The following is a 19,190-nucleotide window of genomic DNA, read 5'->3' as shown; positions in this document are numbered from 1 at the left end:
AGTTAAAACATTGATTTTTCGCAATATAATTCAATTTCAAATTTCTCGTTGCACCACTTATCACAAAATTGAGAAAGGTATTTGGTAATAAATGCTTAAAAACATCGTAATAAGAGCAAACAATAAATTTTATATACCAACGATTTATTCCTATTTTTGCCTTGAGTCAGAAAAGAGGTAAGTGTCAAGCAAAATATTATTATCGAAACTGGTTAATTTTGCTGGTATCACTTCATCATTCATTCACTCATTGAAGCAATGAAAGAATACGGAACAAACGTCCAAAAGCTGGTTGATTATATTCTCACTATTCAGGACAAAGACAAACGTACAAAATACGCATATTTGTTGGTGGAACTCATGCGGCAGGTACACCCTAATATGCGAGACAACCAAGACTATTCCAATAAACTTTGGGATGACCTTTATATTATGTCCAATTTTAAATTGGATGTAGATAGCCCGTTTCCTCCGCCATCGCCCGATGCGGTAGGTAAACTCCCCAAAACGGTACCTTATAATGTTAATGAATTACGTTTTCGTTATTATGGCCGCAATGTAGAATTGCTGATTTTACGTGCTATTGCCGAGCAGGACGAAGAAGAAAAGCGTATCTTGGTAGCTCATATTGCTCGTTTGATGAAAACTTTTTACCAAAACTGGAACAAAGAGGTAGTAGACGACGAGGTAATTTGGGGGCATTTACTAGAAATTTCTGGTAATCAGCTTGCACCAATTGTACAGGCGATTTCGGGTAATTCGGCATTGGGTAATTTGCGTAACAATCGCCCTAATACACCAAACAATAGTAACAGTGGCGGACGTAACGATAGCCGTACCAATAACGGAGGACGTACCAACAACTTTAGTGGCGGACGCAACAATCCAAACGATAATCGGAACAGAAACGGCAATAACAATAATAATGGCCGCAACGATAATCGAAATAATAATCATAACAATCGCAACAACGGAAAAAGATAGTGAGCCTAAGCAATGGCTTTATCCTAACAAAACAATCAACACTATCCCTCAAATTACTATTTTATGGCATCATTTAAAGTTACAGGCGGTCGCCACCTCAAAGGCGAGATTATCCCACAGGGAGCCAAAAACGAAGCTTTGCAAATTTTGTGTGCAGTTGTTCTAACCAAAGAACCCGTAACAATTCATAACATTCCTAATATCAGGGATGTCAATCAATTGATTGATTTGTTGGGTGATATGGGTGTTCGTTGTACAAGATTGAGTGATTCTTCTATCAAATTTGATGCCTCAGAAGTAAATTTAGATTATTTAAACTCAGAAACATACAAAAGAAAAGCAGCTGCGTTGCGTGGTTCGGTAATGCTTTTGGGGCCTACATTGGCTCGTTTCAAAAAAGGGAGAATTCCTTCGCCAGGTGGTGACAAAATTGGTCGTCGTCGCCTCGATACTCACTTTTATGGCTTTATGAAGTTGGGTGCAAAATTCAACTACAGCCAAGAAGATGGTGGTATTTATGAAGTAGATGCCTCGGCTTTGAAAGGGGCATATATGCTACTCGACGAAGCTTCTGTAACAGGCACAGCCAATATTGTTATGGCGGCAGTGCTGGCAGAGGGTACTACAACGATTTATAATGCTGCTTGCGAGCCTTATTTACAACAGCTTTGTAAGATGTTGGTAAGAATGGGTGCCAAAATTTCGGGCATCGGGTCAAACTTACTAACGATTGAAGGAGTTTCTGAGCTTTTTGGAACAGAACATACGATGTTGCCAGATATGATCGAAATTGGTTCTTTCATTGGTTTGGCGGCTATGACTCAGTCTGAAATCACGATTAAAAATTGTTCTATTCCTGATTTAGGAATTATACCAACGGTATTCCAAAAGCTAGGTATACAATTAGAAATTCGTGGCGACGATATCTTTGTGCCTGCTCAAGAACATTACGAATTGGAAACATTTATCGACGGCTCTATGCTTACGGTATCTGACCACCCATGGCCTGGCTTTACACCCGACTTGTTGAGTATCGTACTTGTAACCGCTATTCAGGCTAAAGGAACGGTGCTGATTCACCAAAAAATGTTTGAAAGTCGCTTATTCTTTGTCGATAAATTGATTGAAATGGGGGCTCAGATTATTCTTTGCGACCCACACCGTGCTACGGTAGTTGGCTTGAACCGTGCACAACAATTGCGTGGTATCAGAATGACTTCACCAGATATTCGTGCGGGGGTTTCATTGCTTATTGCTGCCCTTTCAGCCAAAGGCACTTCAATTATTGAAAATATTGAACAGATTGACAGAGGCTATCAAAATATTGATACACGCCTCAATGCAATTGGAGCCGAGATTGTTCGTTTATAAAATAGTACAAAGGCCCATTGTTAAAACACCCCAACGCAGTTCTTACTGTTGGGGTGTTTTTTTTGTGTATTTATCACGATAATTGATGACCTACTTTACAGATTTATTCTTTCTATCAGCCCGGTACAGCGGGTATTTCGGTTTTCAAATTTCCTGTTCCTTTACTAAATGTAATACTCAAATAGACAGTTCTTTCCTTCGTTGCTTTTGAATTTAAGTAGGTAAAATTATCAACGCCAATAGTATGGCTTAATTCATCGTATAGTTTGTCGACATTCAACTCCTCTATTTCGATTTTCATGCTTAATGAAATATCTGAAAAAAGCTTAAAATCAACTAAATCTCCATACTTTGAAACTACCTGCTGAACTTTGCCAATCGCAGTATGCCTTTCGTCGTTGGTATATCCTGTCCAAAAAATATTTTTCATTCGCTCAGTATTTACTTTTTAGTAATGAGGCTGGGGTTATAAAAAGACAATAGCCTGACCAACACCTATTTGCCAGCACTTCAAGCTATTACACCTTTCGTGTAAGATACGTTGAATAGTCGGTTTGTGAGGTTTCGTATGCATCTTGCAAAAGAGCCGATGTTAATATAAAATCGGCAGTAGCACGGTTACAGGCCATAGGAATATTCCAGACCACCCCCAGTCGCAAAAGAGCCTTAATATCGGGGTCGTGAGGCTGTGAAGCCATAGGGTCCCAAAAGAAAATGAGAATATCTATTTTTCCTTCTGCTACCAACGCCCCTATTTGTTGGTCACCACCAAGTGGGCCACTCAAAAACTTAGTAACAGGGCGGTCTATTGATTCTTCGATAAGCCTACCAGTTGTACCAGTAGCAAATAATTCATGACGAGACAATACTCCACGATTATAATAAACCCAATCGATTAGTTCGGATTTTTTGTTGTCGTGGGCTATTAGGGCAATTCGTTTTCGAGGCGAAAAAATTCTTTTTGACATAAAAAAGGGATTGTTATGGTTGCGAAATTTACGAAATAAAAATTTCTGACACACATAAATATAGGAGCATCTTCAATAATATCTATTTCTTTTTAGGAATATTAGCTCTGTTACCTTTTGGCTATATACTTTTATTTATATTGCCTTTGTTTTTGTAGTTATATTATTAATCTATTTCCATCTTGACATGAAACTTGGAAAATATGGCTTGCTATTATATTGTTTATGCTTTTGGCTACCTTCGGTTTTAGCACAAGATTCAGGTATTATTTTCGATAAAATTTCTAGTAAAGAAGGTTTACCGTCCAATCAGGTCAATTTTATTACCCAAGATACTCAGGGCTATTTGTGGTTTGGGTTCAAACAAAACTTGGCTCGGTACGATGGCTACCATTTTATTCTTTTTCCACAAAAAGAAGTATTATTTGGCCTCCATGCCGATAACCAAGGGCGTATTTGGTTTGCCAATATCAACGGGCTATATGCTATTGATGGAAAAACCCTAAAAACTACACAGTACATTACCTCCAATCTCAGCGATGCTATTCCCGAAAATGACCACCATGAAAATATATTTGTAGATACTAGGGGCAGGGTCTGGATGAACGATTTCAATAATATCAAATACTATACGCCAAATACTCGCAAACTGAGTTCCCTTCATATTGTTTCAAAGACTAACCTTTCTATTTTTGTGACCAAATATGCCGAAGACACTCAGGGTAATATCTGGATTGGCAATGCGTGGGGCTTACAAGTATTTGATAATCAACAACAAAAGCTCAAAAAAATATCAACAACGCTTCGTATTACTGATTTGTGCTTCAATACTCCTCAATCGCTATTATTGACTACCGAAGATGGAGGTATTTGGGAATATTACATAAACACAAATACTTTTCGTAAAATAGGGCTGTTTCCTGCGGGCAATGATAGCCCCAAAATGATAAGAAAATCGCATAAAAAAAATCTATTTTGGATAGGAAGCGAGCGAGCCATATTCCTTTTTTCGAGCCAGAATGGTTCTTTTCAATCGTTCAAAAACCTTTCGGAAGAGGGATATTCTTATAGCACGCTGTTTCAGGATGAGCAAAACAAAATCTTTTGGATTGCCTCTTCATCGGGCTTGCTCAAATACAACCACCATGATGCCGAGCTTTTTCAAGACATACAACTTCCCAAAAATCTGGTGTCATTTCCTGTAAAAGTATCATGCTTTGCTCAAGAAAATGCTGAACTTTTTTGGCTCGGTTTATCGCATTCGGGGCTACTGCGTTGGAATCGAAACAAAAACACCTTCGAGTCGTTCAAACTACCTAAAGAAGAACGAGTTATACAAATACTACGCCTTCCAGATGGTACTTTTTTGGCGTGTACACCTGCTCGCATTTACCAATTTATCCCTAAAAATCAGCAGTGGCATTTATTCTTAGAGTCGCCTTATACCCTACAAAAAATAGGTATTGATACCAATAATAGGCTTTGGTGTCTTTACGAAAATGGGCCTATTCAGGTATTTAGTTATCCGCATCGATACCCTATTACACCATGGAAAAAACTACCCCATGCCAATTTCTTTTTCGAAAATATTTTTCATGATTTTCTTCAGACCAGCGATGGTAAAATTTGGTTGGCAGCGTGGTTTCCTAAGGGATTTGGGATTTGCTATTTTGATACTTTCAAAAACGAATTTGTTTTAGCCGAAAATAATAACCGCCACCTCGATTTTGTTAGCGATTATTATTTGAGTGTTGCCCAAATAGATAGTAATACCGTAGTTTTTTCGGGATATGGAGGCTTTAATTGCCTCAATACTCGAACGGGTAATATTTCTCGCATTGGTTCGTCTATCAAGCTTAATCTTCGAGGGGGCAACTGCCATTCGTTGGGTATCGACTTCCAGAACAATATTTGGCTAGCTACTACCGATGGCTTATGTTGTGTAAATCCAAACAATCATGTGTCTTATTTTACCGAAACCGACGGACTGAGCGATAATAATGTGGTGAATGGTTTTCTTTTAACTCCTAATAATGAAATTTGGACTGGATTTATCAATAGATTTAATATATTGAATATCAATAAACTACAAACCAAAAAAGTATTTTCAGAATTACGCATATCTAATATTCAAATTGTAGGCGACACCAGTAGTGTCGATTTGAGCCGTCCGCTGGTGTTTGGTCCTGTCCAAAACAACTTGAGCTTTCAAGTAAGTCCACTCAATTTTCGACCTATTTCTCAAAACCATATCCGCTTCAAACTGTTGGGGATTCAGTCGGGCTGGATTGATAATGGCACCGTAGAAAATATTACCTTTTCTAACCTTACTCCCAAAAAATATCAATTGGCAATTCAGCTAGGCGATGGTATGGGCAATTGGTCTGAGCAGCCGTTGATTGTACCTTTCGAGATTATTCCTTATTTCTATCAAACATGGTGGTTTCAGCTCATTTTGGCAGGCATCGTCGGGATAATCATGTATGGGGTTTATTTGTATCGTATTCAGCAAATCAAGGCCATTTATTTGGTAAGAAATCGTATTTCAGCCGATTTACATGACGAAGTAGGAGCTACCATTAGTGGTATTAGTATTATTAGCAATATTCTAAAACAAAGACTAGACGATAGTCCCGAAAATAAATCTTTTGTGGAACGTATTGCCGAAGATGCTCGTAAAATTTCAGAAGCCATCGATGATATTGTATGGAGTATTAAACCTCAAAACGACAGTATCGACAATATTTTGTCGAGAATGACCCGCTACGCTAGCGAACTGATGGAGGCCAAAAATATTAATTATCAGGTAATAATGCCTACTGATATTTCGGATAAAACAATTCCTATGGAAAAACGCCATGATGTGTATTTGATTTTTAAGGAGTCGCTCAACAATATTGCCAAACATAGCCAGTGTACAGAGGCTAAGATTGTCGTAAATATTGGCAAAAAAAGCCTAAATATGATTATAGAAGACAATGGCGTAGGTTTTGATATTTCACAAAAAACAAATAGAAATGGACTTATCAACCTAAAAGAACGCACCGAAAAGCTCAGAGGCTCGCTATTGATTGAAAGTACCAAAGGCATAGGTACAAAAATTACCATTGATATTCCTATCTAAAACAATAACCTTACCCAAAAGGGTAAGGTCGTTACTGCAAACATATTGATTCCTAAGGCTATTTATCGCTGTTGACCTATATTTCAGCGAGTTATATGTTTTTTTGCAAGTACCGTCTGTCACCTGTAAAGGGTATTTACAAGTACTCTTTTTTTACTCAACTTTACACTATCAACTCCTTGGCATACATTCTAAACATTTTTATCATGAATAAACACCTGCTAATTCTAACAAATTCGTTATTGATAAGCGTATTTTGTTTTTGTTGCCAGATTTGTGTAGCTCAATCAAGCTATGAAAAAGCCATGCAAATGCGTAATCAAATGCTTAACCAAAGCGGTAAACTCACCTTTACTATCAAAGGGAAAAATTATACCATCAAAACGAGTTTGGTCAAAACCAAATACAATGAATATGTTATTGCTGGTGGTTTGATTGGCGAAGATAACACCCTTACACTTATTGTTCCGAAAATCGAGGCTGGGAATTATACTATGAGTGGCAACAAACAACAGGCTATTCTGGTTTTCAACCAAACCCCTTTTATTATTAACAATGGCTCGATAACCATAAAACCCAATGGGAGTAAAATTGAGGGAAGTTTCAAAGGAAAATACTATCCGCCCAACGGCAAAGGAAAATTTAGTACTGAAGCCGAAGGTGAGATTTCGGGTACTTTCAGCGATTTATCACTTTTGTAATAACAGAACTCCACCGATGCCATTTCTTGTAGGTTTTAAGCTTAAAATAGCGGTTATTCGATTAATAGGAATAAGCTCACTTGTGCTATTTGGATATTTGTTTGTAGGCAAACAGGTACTTTTGCCTATTCTTGGCACAACAACCAATGGCCGTATTATTGGTTTTAAAAGCACTTATTTTTCACGAAAACCTACCTACACCAATACCAAAAAAAGTTGGAAAGCCCGAAGTGTCTATTTTCGCTTTTGCACAGCAACACCAACAGATAGCCTAACTTTGCTCAACGAAGGGAGTCCGCTTTGGGGTATTCTCAACTACCAGCTTCACGATACCGTTATGGTAGCCTACTGGCCGTTGGCACCTAGCACTGCCACTATTATTAATTGGCGAGAATATCCGCTATTTTTCCTTTTGGGATTAATTGGGTGGGTATTTACCTTTGGCAAACCTCCTCTTCGAGTAAATAAATAGATTAGTTACTATTAGCTGGTAGTTTTATTGTTCAGCTATAACAATAGAAATATGAATCATTCCGAATTTTAGGTAATATTCCCCCCTATTTGTGTTTGTTGAGAGGCTTATCAATTGCTCAAATGACAAAAAATTAGGGGCTATTCATGCAAAGGCGTTCGAAAAACTAATTCCGAACGCCTTTTGCATATTAAATGCCAGAGTGACAAATCTTTAGCCGCAAAGCATTACATCGCTACTGATAAAAAGCATATTCAAGTTGGCCTTCAACTCGTTTATCTACCAATAGAAAAGTAAAGCACCTTTACTGTCTCGTCAATGTTTCTTTTACTATACGAGGAGCTGTTAAGTTGTAAGAGTAATGTAAATAGAACTTCTTGGTAGCAGGGTCGTAGTAGTTTTTAGAATAACTTTGGTCTACATTTGGCGTTACTCCAGAAGGCTTTACTGTTACCGAGTTGTCGGTATTTATGGTCAACCACATATAATAACCCGAGCCACCTAAGTCACCTAACTCTGCAACAACGGTATTGGCATTGATACTTACTAGGTCTTTTACACGGTCGATAGCCCGGTCACCAGCAGTTGGGTGCGAAAACACCCCTGCTGCTTTATAACGGCCATCCCATTGGTTTTTGGCAATAATTTTAAACAAAGCAGAACCTAATCCAGAACGCACTTTGTATTCGCCAGCACTTTCCACAGTAACACCCACTGCGTAGTCGGCTCCTACAATTTTGGTAGGGTCGATAGTAAGTTGTATGATTTTGCTAAATTCACCAGCAGCAAACTTCACCTCCGATGCCGATAACTTATAATACGAAGTAGGCAATGGCTTGATAGATGTGCTATGAGCAGCGTTATAGCTTGTAATAAGAGCATCGTCTATTTTGAGTTTGACGGTAGCCTCTTTTTGCAACTCAGCATTAGAGTTGACATCACGGATAATTTCGACTAAATCGGCTGTTTTGTCACCAGCCGAAAGCTCTAAACCAACCGTGGTCAATGCTGTTGTAGCAGCAGGAATTCTTACAAAATTAGACCCCTTGCCTGCAATTAGGTCTTCGCCCTCAGTGATACATCCCGTCATTGAGAGTAGCGAGCCTAAAAGGATTATATTTAATGTATTGATATACTTTTTCATTGCTTCAAAAATTAAATTGAAATACGACTATTTATCCCACCAGATTTTGGCATCCTGTGTATCGCCACCTGTCAATCTTGAAACAGCAGCTTGATAATTAGCTTTGTTCAAGTTGGGTTCGTTTGAACCATACACAAAACGACGAGGAATTTGTTTACTGGCATTGGTTGCTTTTGAAGAAGGAGTTAAATTAGGAACGCCAGTTCTACGCCATTCTGACCAGCCGTTGGCACCATCTGGGAAGAAAGCAATATAACGTTGTGTACGGATTTTAGTAAGGGCATCGGTACTACCCAACTGAACCGCCTCTGAGGTAAGGAAGGTATTGAATTTAGTTTGGTCAAATACCCCCCATTGTTTCCAAGAGGCTTCTATTCCTTTGCTATACATAGTAGCAGCACTTTCGGTTGTCCAGCCCAAAGCTGCGGCTTCGGCTCTTGCCAAGAATACATGAGAAGCCGTTAGTACATAAGTCGTCGACGTTTCTAAACGGAAATTAGGGTTCAGGATTCTTGACCAGTCGGCGTGTGCATTGGTATAATTAACGGCATCGTCACGAGTTAACCCATAAGGCATTGGTACAACTGTACCGCTAGCGTTGGCTTCACCAAAAGCCAAAACACGGGCATCGGAAGTACTATTAAGCATATTTACCAATACATCGCTAACACCATAATCTTTGCGGCCATTATAAAGATTGAACCAAGGGCTTTTGTATGTACCGCCAGGGTATACTACTTGGGTGTTGTCATCATTAGATTCGATTACACCGCCATTAGAAGCCAAAGCATCCAAAAACTGTGCTTTACCAGTAGTAGCATCTACTTTTGACAAGCGAAGAGCCATAACTAAACGCAAAGAGTTGGCAAATTTTTTCCAGCGAGTAATATTACCGCTATGCACAATATCGCCTGCAGGAACAGCCCCACCGTCAAATTGAGCAACGGCTTCTTTTAATTCTTTAAATAAGCCTGTATAAATATCCTGTTGCGAGTCATATTTTGGAATATTGTTTAGCTTCAAGGCTTCCGAATATGGCATATCGCCCCATTGGTCGGTCATCATCAACAAGCGGTATGCTTTTACAATTCTTGCCAAAGCAATTTGGTTATTGTTTGAGCCGTTCAAGGCTGCATACACTTTGGTAGCAGCATCGGTATTGTTATTGATTATGTTTTGTAAATCATATAATGACCCTGCGTACAAACCATCCCAGCCAATTTGCGGAATTGCATACAGCGAAGTTTCCGTGTATTGGGTTTCTGCAAAATATTGACAATACAAACCATTTCTCATCGAACCAGTTGTAGCGGGGCTATCAAAGTCCAACAAAGCGTTTGTCAATAAAGCAGAAGTTACTGGCGTTACAATAGCATTGGGATTGTCGTTCATTGTTCCAAAATCCGAACAACTAGCTGCAAAAAGCATCACAGATGCTAATCCCAGCGATTTAAGTATATTTTTACGTATCATCTTTACTCTTCAATTAAAATCGTTTGTTAGAAACCTAATTTGATGTTTACCCCTAAAGAACGTGTTCCAGGGAACTGACCGTTTTCACCAAAAATCTGAGACATTTCTGATGGGTCAAAGTCTCTGTTTTTGGTATAAATCAACCAAGGGTTACGAGCAACTACTGAAACAGTTGCATTTTGAAGTAACTTACCGCCTTTTACAGGAATTTTGTAACCGATACTAACTTCTCTTAATTTGATAAAGTCAAGGTCAAAAACGTGTTCTTGAGATAGCTTATTGGTAGCAAACTGGTGATAATAGGTATAGGCATCTACATAAGTATCAACATCTTTACCGTCGGCTGTTACCCCTGTTACGTGTACACCACCGCCATCAGCAACAGGGTCACGTACCGAGTTTCCTTTGTCGTTCAAAGCAGCCGTTCTTTCAAACAAACCAGAGAAACCACCCCAATAATCTGATAATGAGAAGTATTTACCTCCTTTAGAGAATTCGATATTGGCAGAGAAGATAAAGTCTTTGTATTGGATTTGGTTAAACCAACCACCCGTAAAAGATGGCAATACACTACCCAAGTACGAGTTTGGTGTTACTACGTAAATGCCATCGGCTGTCACTACTTTCTTACCATCTTTGTAAGTATATGCACCACCACGAATTTGGCCCCAAGCCTCACCTACTTGATGTACTACAGTACCAACACCAAAGGCATCGGATGTTACAACGATTGCGTCTACGCCATCGGCAAGAGCTAATATTTTCGAGCTATTTTTAGCCCAGTTTACAGTAGTTGTCCATGTTAAGTCTTTGGTTCTAACTGGCGTAGCATTCAACGAAATTTCTAGCCCATGACGGTTGATTTTACCAGCATTAATCAATTTTGAAGTAAAACCACTTGCTCCTGAGATTGGCACAGTAATGATTTCATTGATTTTGTCTTCGTTGTAATACGTCACATTCAAGCCTAGCTGGTCTTTAAAGAATTTCAAATCAAGACCAAATTCGTAAGAAGACGACAAGGCTGGCTTGATATTAGGGTCTACAATTGTATTAGGTGTACCCATCATTGAGTAAGTGCCAAATTTTGAACCTGCCAATGAGTAATTCAACGCCAATGAATATGGGCCTAAGTCAGAGCCTACCTGTGCCCAGCTTGCACGTAGTTTACCAAATGATAACGCAGGAACAGTATTGCGAATCAGGTCACCAAACACAAAAGAAGTACCAATAGATGGGTATGTGTAAGAGTTAGCATCTTTTGGAAGAGCCGAACTGCGGTCATTACGCAATGAACCTTCCAAGAAAATGAGGTCTTTATAACCAAACGAACCACGTGCATATACGCTACGGATTTCTTTGTCTGAACGATACGAACTTAATGCCTGTGCTGATTGTGAGTTGCTCAATGTAAAGTAATCAGGAATTACCAAACCGTTTTGAGTACTAGCCGACATCGTTCTGTAGCTATCGTGACGAATGTTGCCACCTGCAAGAATATCCACACTAAAATCTTGGATGTGCTTGCTATAAGTAGCCATCAACTCGTAGTTCATCTCGTTTGGAGTATTAAAATTGTTTACAATATTCCCGTAGGTTTGATAAGTACCATAACTAGCTTTTACACCTGTTTGTGTAGCAGAGTTTTGAAGAATAGATGGCACTTTGGACTCCCCGAAGGTATTACCTTGATTGAAACGAACAAAACCTGCTACTTTCAAATCACTATTGATTTTATAAGTCAAGTTTACATCGCCAAACATACGTCTTCGGCTCTCTGAAATACTTAATTTTTCAAAGTATGAATAAAAGTTGTACCAGTAGTTGGCTCCGTAGAAATTTAATGGTGAAGTGGCATACGCTCCTGGGTTGTTGTGGTTCCAGCTAGCCAAAATACCTTCTGGAGAAGTCAAATCTTTTAATTCTTTTAACTTACCCAAATCCAAATCTCTGTGAAACCAAGCATTAAACGAACCCGACGATTGGTTTGCATAACCATCATTAAACTGCCCTTTGATGGTATAATCTACCAAGTTGATATTGGCAGTAGCAGTTAGGTTTTTACCTAAGTCTACTGTTGTTTGTGATGAAATGGTGTACTTAGCACCACTCGAATTGTACATCAAACCATTTTGGTTTTGGGCTGTAAATGATATACGAGTAGAGTAGTTATCGCCTGCTTTCGAGAAGTTGATATTGGTATTAGTGGAAAGTTGACCTTGGTAGAAATTCCGAATATTGTCTGGCTGAGCAGTTAATGCTGCTGTCTTGCCAGTATATTGTGTTCCAGGGTACCACGCATACCAAGGAATATACTCTTGCCCTACCATACGAGGCCCCCATGAAGCATCATCCGAATAATCATGATAGTATTTGCCATTCAAAGATTTCCATTCTTCAGGCATACCAGCTTCCCAAGTAAATTTCATCAAGTCGGAGGTAGCTCCACCCGCATAAGAGTTTTGATATCTAGGCAAAATATAGGCTGTTTCATAAAAAGTACTTTGGTTCAATTCCACACCAGCACCTTTTTTATGAGTTCCTTTTTTAGAAGTCATAATGATTACACCTGCATCGCCACGTTGGCCATATAAGGCTGTTGCACTTGGCCCTTTCAATACTGTTACCGATTCAACGTCATCTAGGTTTACATCCGATGACCCAACAGGGTTGCCATCAAGGATATAAAGTGGGGCTTTGTCGCTCAATGAGCCTGCACCACGAATACGGATACTGGCATCGCGACCCAATGCTACTGTTGATTGGCTTCGCACCTGAATACCAGCCACTTTACCAGCCAATGCGTTATTTAAATTTGTTTGACGAATGGTATTGAGCTGTTCATCTTTTACACTTTGTGCCGAATATGCCAAAGACTTTTCTGAACGTTTTGCCCCCAATGCTGTTACTACAACCTCTTCTATTTGTGAGGTATTTACTTTTAAAACTACACTAATTTGAGATTGGCTACCAACCGTTACGGTTTCGGTAGCAAAACCTACAAACGAAAACGTTAATACAGTTCCTTTTCCTGCAGAAATTTTGAAAGAACCGTCGGCACTTGATATTGTACCTATCGATGTGCCTTTTATAGAGATACTAACACCAGGAAGTGGAGAACCATCTTCAGACGAAGTTATCTTCCCTGTAACTTGCCTGTCTTGTGCAAATGATTTGCCTAGCTGTACAAGCAAAAATACAGTAATAAGCAGTAAGAGTTTTCTCATAATAATTGTTGTTTAAATTGTTTTGGTAAAAGACTCTTGTTGATGGAATAGATTATGTTAAATACTAACGGTAAATACATACGTATACCAGAAAGGGTATACTCAGCTTAGAGTACACACAGTCGGAAATGCACCTTTTCTTGTGGAAAAGATGACTTACCCAAACCCCTTCGGCACAATAGAAATGCCTTTAGGCTATAATCACACTAGATTATAACCTGTTGGTTTGAATAAGTATTGAATAGAATGGTTACAGGAACGCCTCAGAGCCATAAACGACCCATAAGCTTGAAAGAAACCTCGATGATTTTCTTCCAATTTTGCGGAGTTAATAGTAAAGTTTTTCAATCTAATTAGTTAAGTTATGCTAAATACAACACAAGTATGAAATTGTATCTAGTAGATATAAATTTAGTTTTGGTTTGCTCTATAAAGCCTAAAAGCTGCTGAATGGATTTACTAATTACAGAGTTGACGATGAAGTATAATGATGTTACTCCGCTGTGGAATATTCGCCTGTTCTTCTCTATATCGAAAAATCACGAATTGTTTGTCACAAGCATATATAATTAGTAAATATTTTGCATTCAGTAACGTTTAGAAGGAAAAAATTCTGCTATTATGTTTTTTTAGAAAATTGTACTGTTCAAGAACATCGCTTCAGAAACAGGTGCTTAAATATAATAACATATTTTAATACATAATAAAAAAATTTAAAAATATGTTAAAATTAGGTAATAATAGGTTCGCTTTTTAAAGTATAAATACTTAGTATTTGCTATTATTATTTATCAAACCTCCTCAATAAGTTTTTTTTGCTAAATCAATTCCCCTACGCAATTCTACTATTTTTTTGTTTGTACAACTCCACCAAAACAGGTATAGTACAAATGAATCTCTGTATTTTACAAAGCATATTTTTGTAGAAAATGACTGATATTTTTATTTTATGGTAATTCATAAAGAAATGGTATTCATATCTTTACAGCCATATTATATCAAAAACTTAGGCTTTTAGCCTAACGAAATACATCTATTAATCATCACACTTTCAACTATTAAAACTCAAATCTATCATGAAAAAATACAGTTCGTTATTGACACTTATCTTTACTACATTTTATTCAATTGGGCAAATAACCGAACATGAATGTGCCAAAGGGAAAATAGCTTTATGGCAAAAAAACTCGTCAAGTGCTAGGCTAATGGCCAACAAACAAGCCGATGATAATATTGATATTACTTATTATAAGCTAGACATTAGGGTGGACTATTCGCCCCAACAAATTAGCGGAGGAGTGAGCATTTTTGCCAAAAGTAAAATCAATAACCTCAATAGGGTTGTCCTCGATTTACAAAACGTACTCGCTACCGACTCTGTTATAGCCAATGGACGCAAACTCGCTTTCAGTCATCAAAATAACCAGATTACTATTAGTTTGGATAAAACGTACCAGAGTAATCAGGTTGTTCAATTGGTGGTTTATTATCATGGTGTTCCTGGGTCGAGTGGTTTCGATAGCTTTGTTTTTGGCCAACATAACAACAACAATGACCGTGCGATTTGGTCACTTTCAGAACCTTACGGTGCGTCGGACTGGTTTCCGTGTAAGAACGCCCTAGACGACAAGGCCGATTCTACCGACGTTTGGATTACAGCCGACAAATATTTTGTGAGTGTGTCGAATGGTAAGCTAATAGCCACTATCGACAACCCCGATGGTACAAAGACCTATCGTTGGAAAAATACCTACCCTATTGCCCAATACCTTATTTCGATTGCTATGAGCAATTATGTACTCTACCGCAATGATTTTAGGTTTATTGGCAATAATATTATGCCCGTAACGCATTATGTATATCCAGAGTCTTTTACTGAAAGCAACAAAAAAAAGCTTGACCAAACTGTCATTTTGTTAGATTTATTTTCTAATAAATTTGGGTTATATCCTTTTGTAACAGAAAAATACGGCCATGCTCAGTTTGGTTGGGGTGGCGGTATGGAGCACCAAACTTGTTCTTCTATGTACAACTTTGAAGGTAGTTTGGTAGCTCACGAATTGGCTCATCAATGGTTTGGGAACAAAATAACTTGTAAAAATTGGGAAAATATCTGGCTCAACGAAGGCTTTGCTACTTATGCCGAATCTATTTATGAAGAATATCTTAAAGGTTTTGAGGGTTATAAGGCCTCGATACTCGGCGAAATAAATGCTGCTAAAAGAGCCAAAGGAACAGTCTATGTTCAGGATATTAGTTCGGTTAATTCTATTTTTGATAGCAACAAAAGCTATGCAAAAGGGGCTTCTGTATTACACATGCTTAGGGGTGTAGTAGGTGATATTTTGTTTTTCAAAATTCTTCAAACCTATGTTGAGTCGAAGCATGCTTATAAAAATGCAACAACCGAAGATTTTCAGGCTGTGGCCGAACAGGTTTATGGTCAAAAACTAGACTATTTTTTCAAACAATGGATATATGGCGAAAACTATCCTAAGTACACTGTTAATTGGGCAACCAAACCCCAAAGTCAAGGAAAATATACTTTGGCTGTAAATATTTCGCAAAGTACAAATACGACTCCTACATTTTTTACTATGCCGCTTACTTTTAAGGTAAGCACCGCCAAAGGCGATACTATTTTGAAAGCCTTCAATGCACAAGCACAACAAACTTTTGACTTTACCCTCAATGACAAACCTGAATCTTTTGTTTTTGATGCCGACAACTGGATACTAAAAGAGGCTTCAGTCCAAAAAACAGAAGCTGTTTTGAGCGTTCAGCAAGAAAATGAAAACCCTTTGAGTTTTAGTATATCGCCCAATCCTGTGGCCCACCAAAGTACTATTTCTTTTCAATTAGCTCGGCCATCGCTTGTAACGTTACAGCTTTATAATACACAAGGCCAACTGGTACAAACTTTACAAAATGGCAACTTACCAGCTGGTAATCAACAAATTAGCATCAACTCGCAGGAATATCCTTCGGGCGAGTATATTTTGCAACTCTATGTAGATAACACTATCTACACACAGAAAGTGATGATTAGTAAGTAAAATGGACTTTGTATAGATCAGTACGCTTCGTCGGTGATTTGATTCACCGACGTTTTTTGTTCTGGAACAATTCTCCTAATACTACTTTACGTCAACACCTATAGCACTACTACTTGTTGACAATACATTTCTTTAAGATTACTTTTACTCACTTTGAAAGCCATAATAAAGGGCAAATCGCCTATGGGAATTTGCTTGCCTATATCCTGTTTATTCAGAATAGACTTCCAATTTTCGCACAAATACGATGTCATAGCACGAGTAGACTTATTTTCTATCCCACAGATAAAATAACAATTAACGGTTTTGTTATATAACTTAACAGGCACTTTTGCCAAAAAACCACAGTCAAAGTCATCATTACTGGCATAATAATCACTCCACATGTCTTGTCGTAAGTACTCATTAAAGTATTTTATTCTGAACCGAATACGTTCTTCTTCAAACTCAATATAATGCCCTAATTCTTTGCTTAAAGCCCAACGGAAAAAGTAATTAGAGTAGAAACCAATCGAAAACACACAGTCGACACCCACCGAGTCGGCCGTTCGGTCACAAAGCTGGTATTCGCTATTTTCGAGCTGTACGAGGTCTTGATCGTAAACACGTTTTGGTAAAATATGATTAGATTCATGAAACAAATCAATGATTTCGAGCAGACATTCGGTATCTCTCGAATCTACGGTTTGTTCATCGCTTCTGGGTGATTTCCCTTGAAAAAGAGCCTGTGGACTCTTCTGGTCTTTGGCATCGAATATGGGCTGTACTACCCAAATCTTGCTCTCCTTTTTGATACCAAAAAAACTTCGCAAATTCAGCGAAAACTGGCTAATATACTCTTGAGGATTGCTATAACCCAAAAATTTAATAAAAAGAGACAAATAATCGTCCTGAAAATTGACTATCTTCTTTTGTTGTACCTCGTTCATTTTCCGCCACAAATACATGTTATTAAATGTGGCCGAAAACGACAATTGAGTTATTTCTTCGAGAATCAACTGAAAGTAGGTTTTTTCCGACACAGGCTCTAGCATTTTCCAGATAGCCGTTTCCGAGCCACGGTAGGTCATGCCCCTCGATGCCAATTCATTTTGTAGCTTGCCTTTTACCTCAAAATACAATTTCTCACATACGTTTTTTTCTATATTCATCTGTATCAATGTATTCCAATATGTTCCATTTTGTTACAAAAATAGTACAATTAATCGAAAACTTTCTTTATGAAAATAGAACAAAACAAATAAAAAATTACACTCAACCATTTATACTTTTGTAGCACTTAATCGGAAAAACATAAACTGCTTGAGCGTTAAAAAATTTTGTTTGGATAACGTATTGAGCCTAAAATCATTAAGATGAATAGTAAACTAATACTTTGGGCAGTAACAGTTGGGTTGGGTGGATTTTTGTTTGGGTTAGATACCGCCGTTATTTCGGGGGCAGAGCAAGAAATTCAGAAACTTTGGCACCTTGATAGCTGGACACACGGCTTGGCGGTGGCTATTGCTTTGTACGGAACAGTGCTAGGGGCAGCCTTTGGGGGTATTCCTGCCGATAAGTTTGGCCGACAAAAAACTTTGCTTTGGATTGGTATTTTATTTTTTGTTTCCTCGGTTGGAGCGGCTCTGGCCAATAGTGTAAACATTTTTATGTTGTTTCGTTTAGTTGGCGGCTTGAGTATCGGAGCTTCGTCGGTGGTAGCACCTGTATATATTTCTGAGATTGCTCCGCCCAAGTACCGTGGCCGTATGGTAATTTCATTCCAAGCCAATATTGTATTTGGTATTTTGATTGCCTATATCTCTAATTACTTGCTAGAAGGTGGTGCCGACTCTTGGCGTTGGATGCTCGGAATTGTAGCGATTCCATCCTTATTATTTTCTGTTTTGATGCTCTTGACTCCCGAAACACCAAGATGGTTGTTGCTTTATAAAGGCGACGAGCAAAAAGCACGAGAGGTATTAGCTATTACAGAAGATTCTGTGGATGAAGCCGTTAAAGAAATCATGACTTCGGCAAAAGAAGAAAACAAGAATCATCAAGAGTCTATTTTCTCAAAAAAATATACTTTGCCTTTATTACTTGCATTTTTATTTTCATTTTTCAACCAGCTCTCGGGTATCAATGCTGTTATTTATTATGCTCCACGTATTTTTGAAATGACAGGATTAGGCAAAGAAAGTGCTTTGTTATCGACGGCTGGGATTGGGGTATTCAACTTAATTTTTACCATTATTGGCTGGTATTTGATTGACCGCTACGGCCGTAAATTATTGATGTACATTGGCTCTATTGGCTATATTATTTCATTGGCGTTGATTGCTCTAGCCTTTTTCAACGAATCTTATACGTATGTTCCTTATTATGTATTTGCCTTTATTGGGGCTCATGCTATCGGACAAGGCTCGGTAATTTGGGTATTTATTTCTGAAATATTTCCTAATTCGGTACGAGCATCGGGTATGGCTTTTGGTTCGTTGACCCACTGGGTATTTGCCGCCTTAATTGCCAACTTCTTCCCATTTTTTGCCGATATGTTGGGTGGTGGGCCTATTTTCGCCTTCTTTAGTGGAATGATGGTTTTCCAGTTAATCTATGTTTGGAAAATGATGCCCGAAACCAAAGGCGTTTCTTTAGAAGATTTACAAAAACAACTTATTAAGTAAATGA

13 protein-coding genes are annotated in these 19,190 nt (G+C 38.2%); 7 read left to right on the top strand and 6 right to left on the bottom strand.

Annotated features, from left to right (window positions below; translation table 11 throughout):
* Nucleotides 1-258 precede the first annotated feature (258 nt).
* Both FLEMA_RS0103060 and murA read left to right on the top strand, forming a co-directional pair.
* Nucleotides 259-984 (top strand): DUF4290 domain-containing protein, encoded by a 726-nt coding sequence (locus FLEMA_RS0103060; protein ID WP_026994189.1) that lies wholly within the window; start codon nucleotides 259-261, stop codon nucleotides 982-984.
* A 63-nt stretch (nucleotides 985-1,047) separates the two neighbouring features.
* Entirely contained in the window at nucleotides 1,048-2,355 is a 1,308-nt protein-coding gene (murA, locus tag FLEMA_RS0103055; protein ID WP_026994188.1) for a UDP-N-acetylglucosamine 1-carboxyvinyltransferase, read from the top strand.
* 115 nt (nucleotides 2,356-2,470) lie between these two features.
* Here murA and FLEMA_RS0103050 read toward each other — a convergent pair whose 3' ends face one another.
* Together FLEMA_RS0103050 and FLEMA_RS0103045 are read right to left on the bottom strand one after the other, a co-directional pair.
* Nucleotides 2,471-2,785 carry a hypothetical protein gene (locus FLEMA_RS0103050; RefSeq protein WP_026994187.1) on the bottom strand — a complete coding sequence of 105 codons (315 nt, stop codon included), beginning with the start codon at nucleotides 2,783-2,785 and terminating at the stop codon, nucleotides 2,471-2,473.
* A gap of 88 nt (nucleotides 2,786-2,873) precedes the next feature.
* The gene (locus tag FLEMA_RS0103045; protein ID WP_026994186.1) at nucleotides 2,874-3,323 is read right to left on the bottom strand and encodes a methylglyoxal synthase; all 450 of its coding nucleotides are present in this window, start codon (nucleotides 3,321-3,323) and stop codon (nucleotides 2,874-2,876) included.
* Between the two features lie 187 nt (nucleotides 3,324-3,510).
* Here FLEMA_RS0103045 and FLEMA_RS0103040 point away from each other — a divergent pair, with 187 nt between their 5' ends.
* From FLEMA_RS0103040 to FLEMA_RS0103030, 3 genes are all read left to right on the top strand, one after another.
* Complete coding sequence (locus FLEMA_RS0103040; protein WP_026994185.1) at nucleotides 3,511-6,447, top strand: ligand-binding sensor domain-containing protein; 2,937 nt, start codon at nucleotides 3,511-3,513, stop codon at nucleotides 6,445-6,447.
* 206 nt (nucleotides 6,448-6,653) lie between these two features.
* Nucleotides 6,654-7,148, top strand: coding sequence for a hypothetical protein (locus FLEMA_RS0103035; RefSeq protein WP_026994184.1), 495 nt, complete (start codon nucleotides 6,654-6,656; stop codon nucleotides 7,146-7,148).
* Between the two features lie 16 nt (nucleotides 7,149-7,164).
* Nucleotides 7,165-7,620 (top strand): DUF3592 domain-containing protein, encoded by a 456-nt coding sequence (locus FLEMA_RS0103030; protein ID WP_026994183.1) that lies wholly within the window; start codon nucleotides 7,165-7,167, stop codon nucleotides 7,618-7,620.
* Nucleotides 7,621-7,924: 304 nt separating this feature from the next.
* Here the strand turns inward: FLEMA_RS0103030 and FLEMA_RS0103025 are convergent, their stop codons facing one another.
* Genes FLEMA_RS0103025 through FLEMA_RS0103015 form a run of 3 tightly spaced genes read right to left on the bottom strand, consistent with a single transcriptional unit; the run spans nucleotide 7,925 to nucleotide 13,464 of the window.
* Complete coding sequence (locus FLEMA_RS0103025; protein WP_026994182.1) at nucleotides 7,925-8,764, bottom strand: BT_3987 domain-containing protein; 840 nt, start codon at nucleotides 8,762-8,764, stop codon at nucleotides 7,925-7,927.
* Between the two features lie 27 nt (nucleotides 8,765-8,791).
* On the bottom strand, nucleotides 8,792-10,237 hold the full coding sequence (locus FLEMA_RS0103020) for a SusD/RagB family nutrient-binding outer membrane lipoprotein (protein ID WP_026994181.1): 1,446 nt from the start codon (nucleotides 10,235-10,237) through the stop codon (nucleotides 8,792-8,794).
* A gap of 26 nt (nucleotides 10,238-10,263) precedes the next feature.
* Nucleotides 10,264-13,464, bottom strand: coding sequence for a SusC/RagA family TonB-linked outer membrane protein (locus tag FLEMA_RS0103015; protein WP_026994180.1), 3,201 nt, complete (start codon nucleotides 13,462-13,464; stop codon nucleotides 10,264-10,266).
* A 1,076-nt stretch (nucleotides 13,465-14,540) separates the two neighbouring features.
* Between FLEMA_RS0103015 and FLEMA_RS0103010 the strand changes: the two genes are divergently transcribed.
* Nucleotides 14,541-16,520: a M1 family aminopeptidase gene (locus tag FLEMA_RS0103010; protein WP_026994179.1), complete on the top strand. Its 1,980-nt coding sequence runs from the start codon at nucleotides 14,541-14,543 to the stop codon at nucleotides 16,518-16,520.
* A gap of 98 nt (nucleotides 16,521-16,618) precedes the next feature.
* Here the strand turns inward: FLEMA_RS0103010 and FLEMA_RS0103005 are convergent, their stop codons facing one another.
* A complete protein-coding gene (locus FLEMA_RS0103005; protein ID WP_026994178.1) occupies nucleotides 16,619-17,671 on the bottom strand; it encodes a hypothetical protein in 1,053 nt (350 codons plus the stop codon).
* A gap of 204 nt (nucleotides 17,672-17,875) precedes the next feature.
* Here FLEMA_RS0103005 and FLEMA_RS0103000 point away from each other — a divergent pair, with 204 nt between their 5' ends.
* Nucleotides 17,876-19,186 (top strand): sugar porter family MFS transporter, encoded by a 1,311-nt coding sequence (locus tag FLEMA_RS0103000; protein ID WP_026994177.1) that lies wholly within the window; start codon nucleotides 17,876-17,878, stop codon nucleotides 19,184-19,186.
* Nucleotides 19,187-19,190 lie beyond the last annotated feature (4 nt).

It is taken from the genome of Flectobacillus major DSM 103, from assembly GCF_000427405.1.
GTDB classification, from domain to species: Bacteria; Bacteroidota; Bacteroidia; order Cytophagales; family Spirosomataceae; genus Flectobacillus; species Flectobacillus major.
This window is presented reverse-complemented; position numbering and strand designations above follow the sequence as displayed.

Coding starts and splice junctions, on each gene's coding strand:
- FLEMA_RS0103020 (WP_026994181.1), bottom strand. CDS start 10,237: ATGATACGTAAAAATATACTTAAATCGCTGGGATTAGCATCTGTGATG.
- murA (WP_026994188.1), top strand. CDS start 1,048: ATGGCATCATTTAAAGTTACAGGCGGTCGCCACCTCAAAGGCGAGATT.
- FLEMA_RS0103035 (WP_026994184.1), top strand. CDS start 6,654: ATGAATAAACACCTGCTAATTCTAACAAATTCGTTATTGATAAGCGTA.
- FLEMA_RS0103050 (WP_026994187.1), bottom strand. CDS start 2,785: ATGAAAAATATTTTTTGGACAGGATATACCAACGACGAAAGGCATACT.
- FLEMA_RS0103015 (WP_026994180.1), bottom strand. CDS start 13,464: ATGAGAAAACTCTTACTGCTTATTACTGTATTTTTGCTTGTACAGCTA.
- FLEMA_RS0103030 (WP_026994183.1), top strand. CDS start 7,165: ATGCCATTTCTTGTAGGTTTTAAGCTTAAAATAGCGGTTATTCGATTA.
- FLEMA_RS0103060 (WP_026994189.1), top strand. CDS start 259: ATGAAAGAATACGGAACAAACGTCCAAAAGCTGGTTGATTATATTCTC.
- FLEMA_RS0103040 (WP_026994185.1), top strand. CDS start 3,511: ATGAAACTTGGAAAATATGGCTTGCTATTATATTGTTTATGCTTTTGG.
- FLEMA_RS0103005 (WP_026994178.1), bottom strand. CDS start 17,671: ATGAATATAGAAAAAAACGTATGTGAGAAATTGTATTTTGAGGTAAAA.
- FLEMA_RS0103000 (WP_026994177.1), top strand. CDS start 17,876: ATGAATAGTAAACTAATACTTTGGGCAGTAACAGTTGGGTTGGGTGGA.
- FLEMA_RS0103025 (WP_026994182.1), bottom strand. CDS start 8,764: ATGAAAAAGTATATCAATACATTAAATATAATCCTTTTAGGCTCGCTA.
- FLEMA_RS0103045 (WP_026994186.1), bottom strand. CDS start 3,323: ATGTCAAAAAGAATTTTTTCGCCTCGAAAACGAATTGCCCTAATAGCC.
- FLEMA_RS0103010 (WP_026994179.1), top strand. CDS start 14,541: ATGAAAAAATACAGTTCGTTATTGACACTTATCTTTACTACATTTTAT.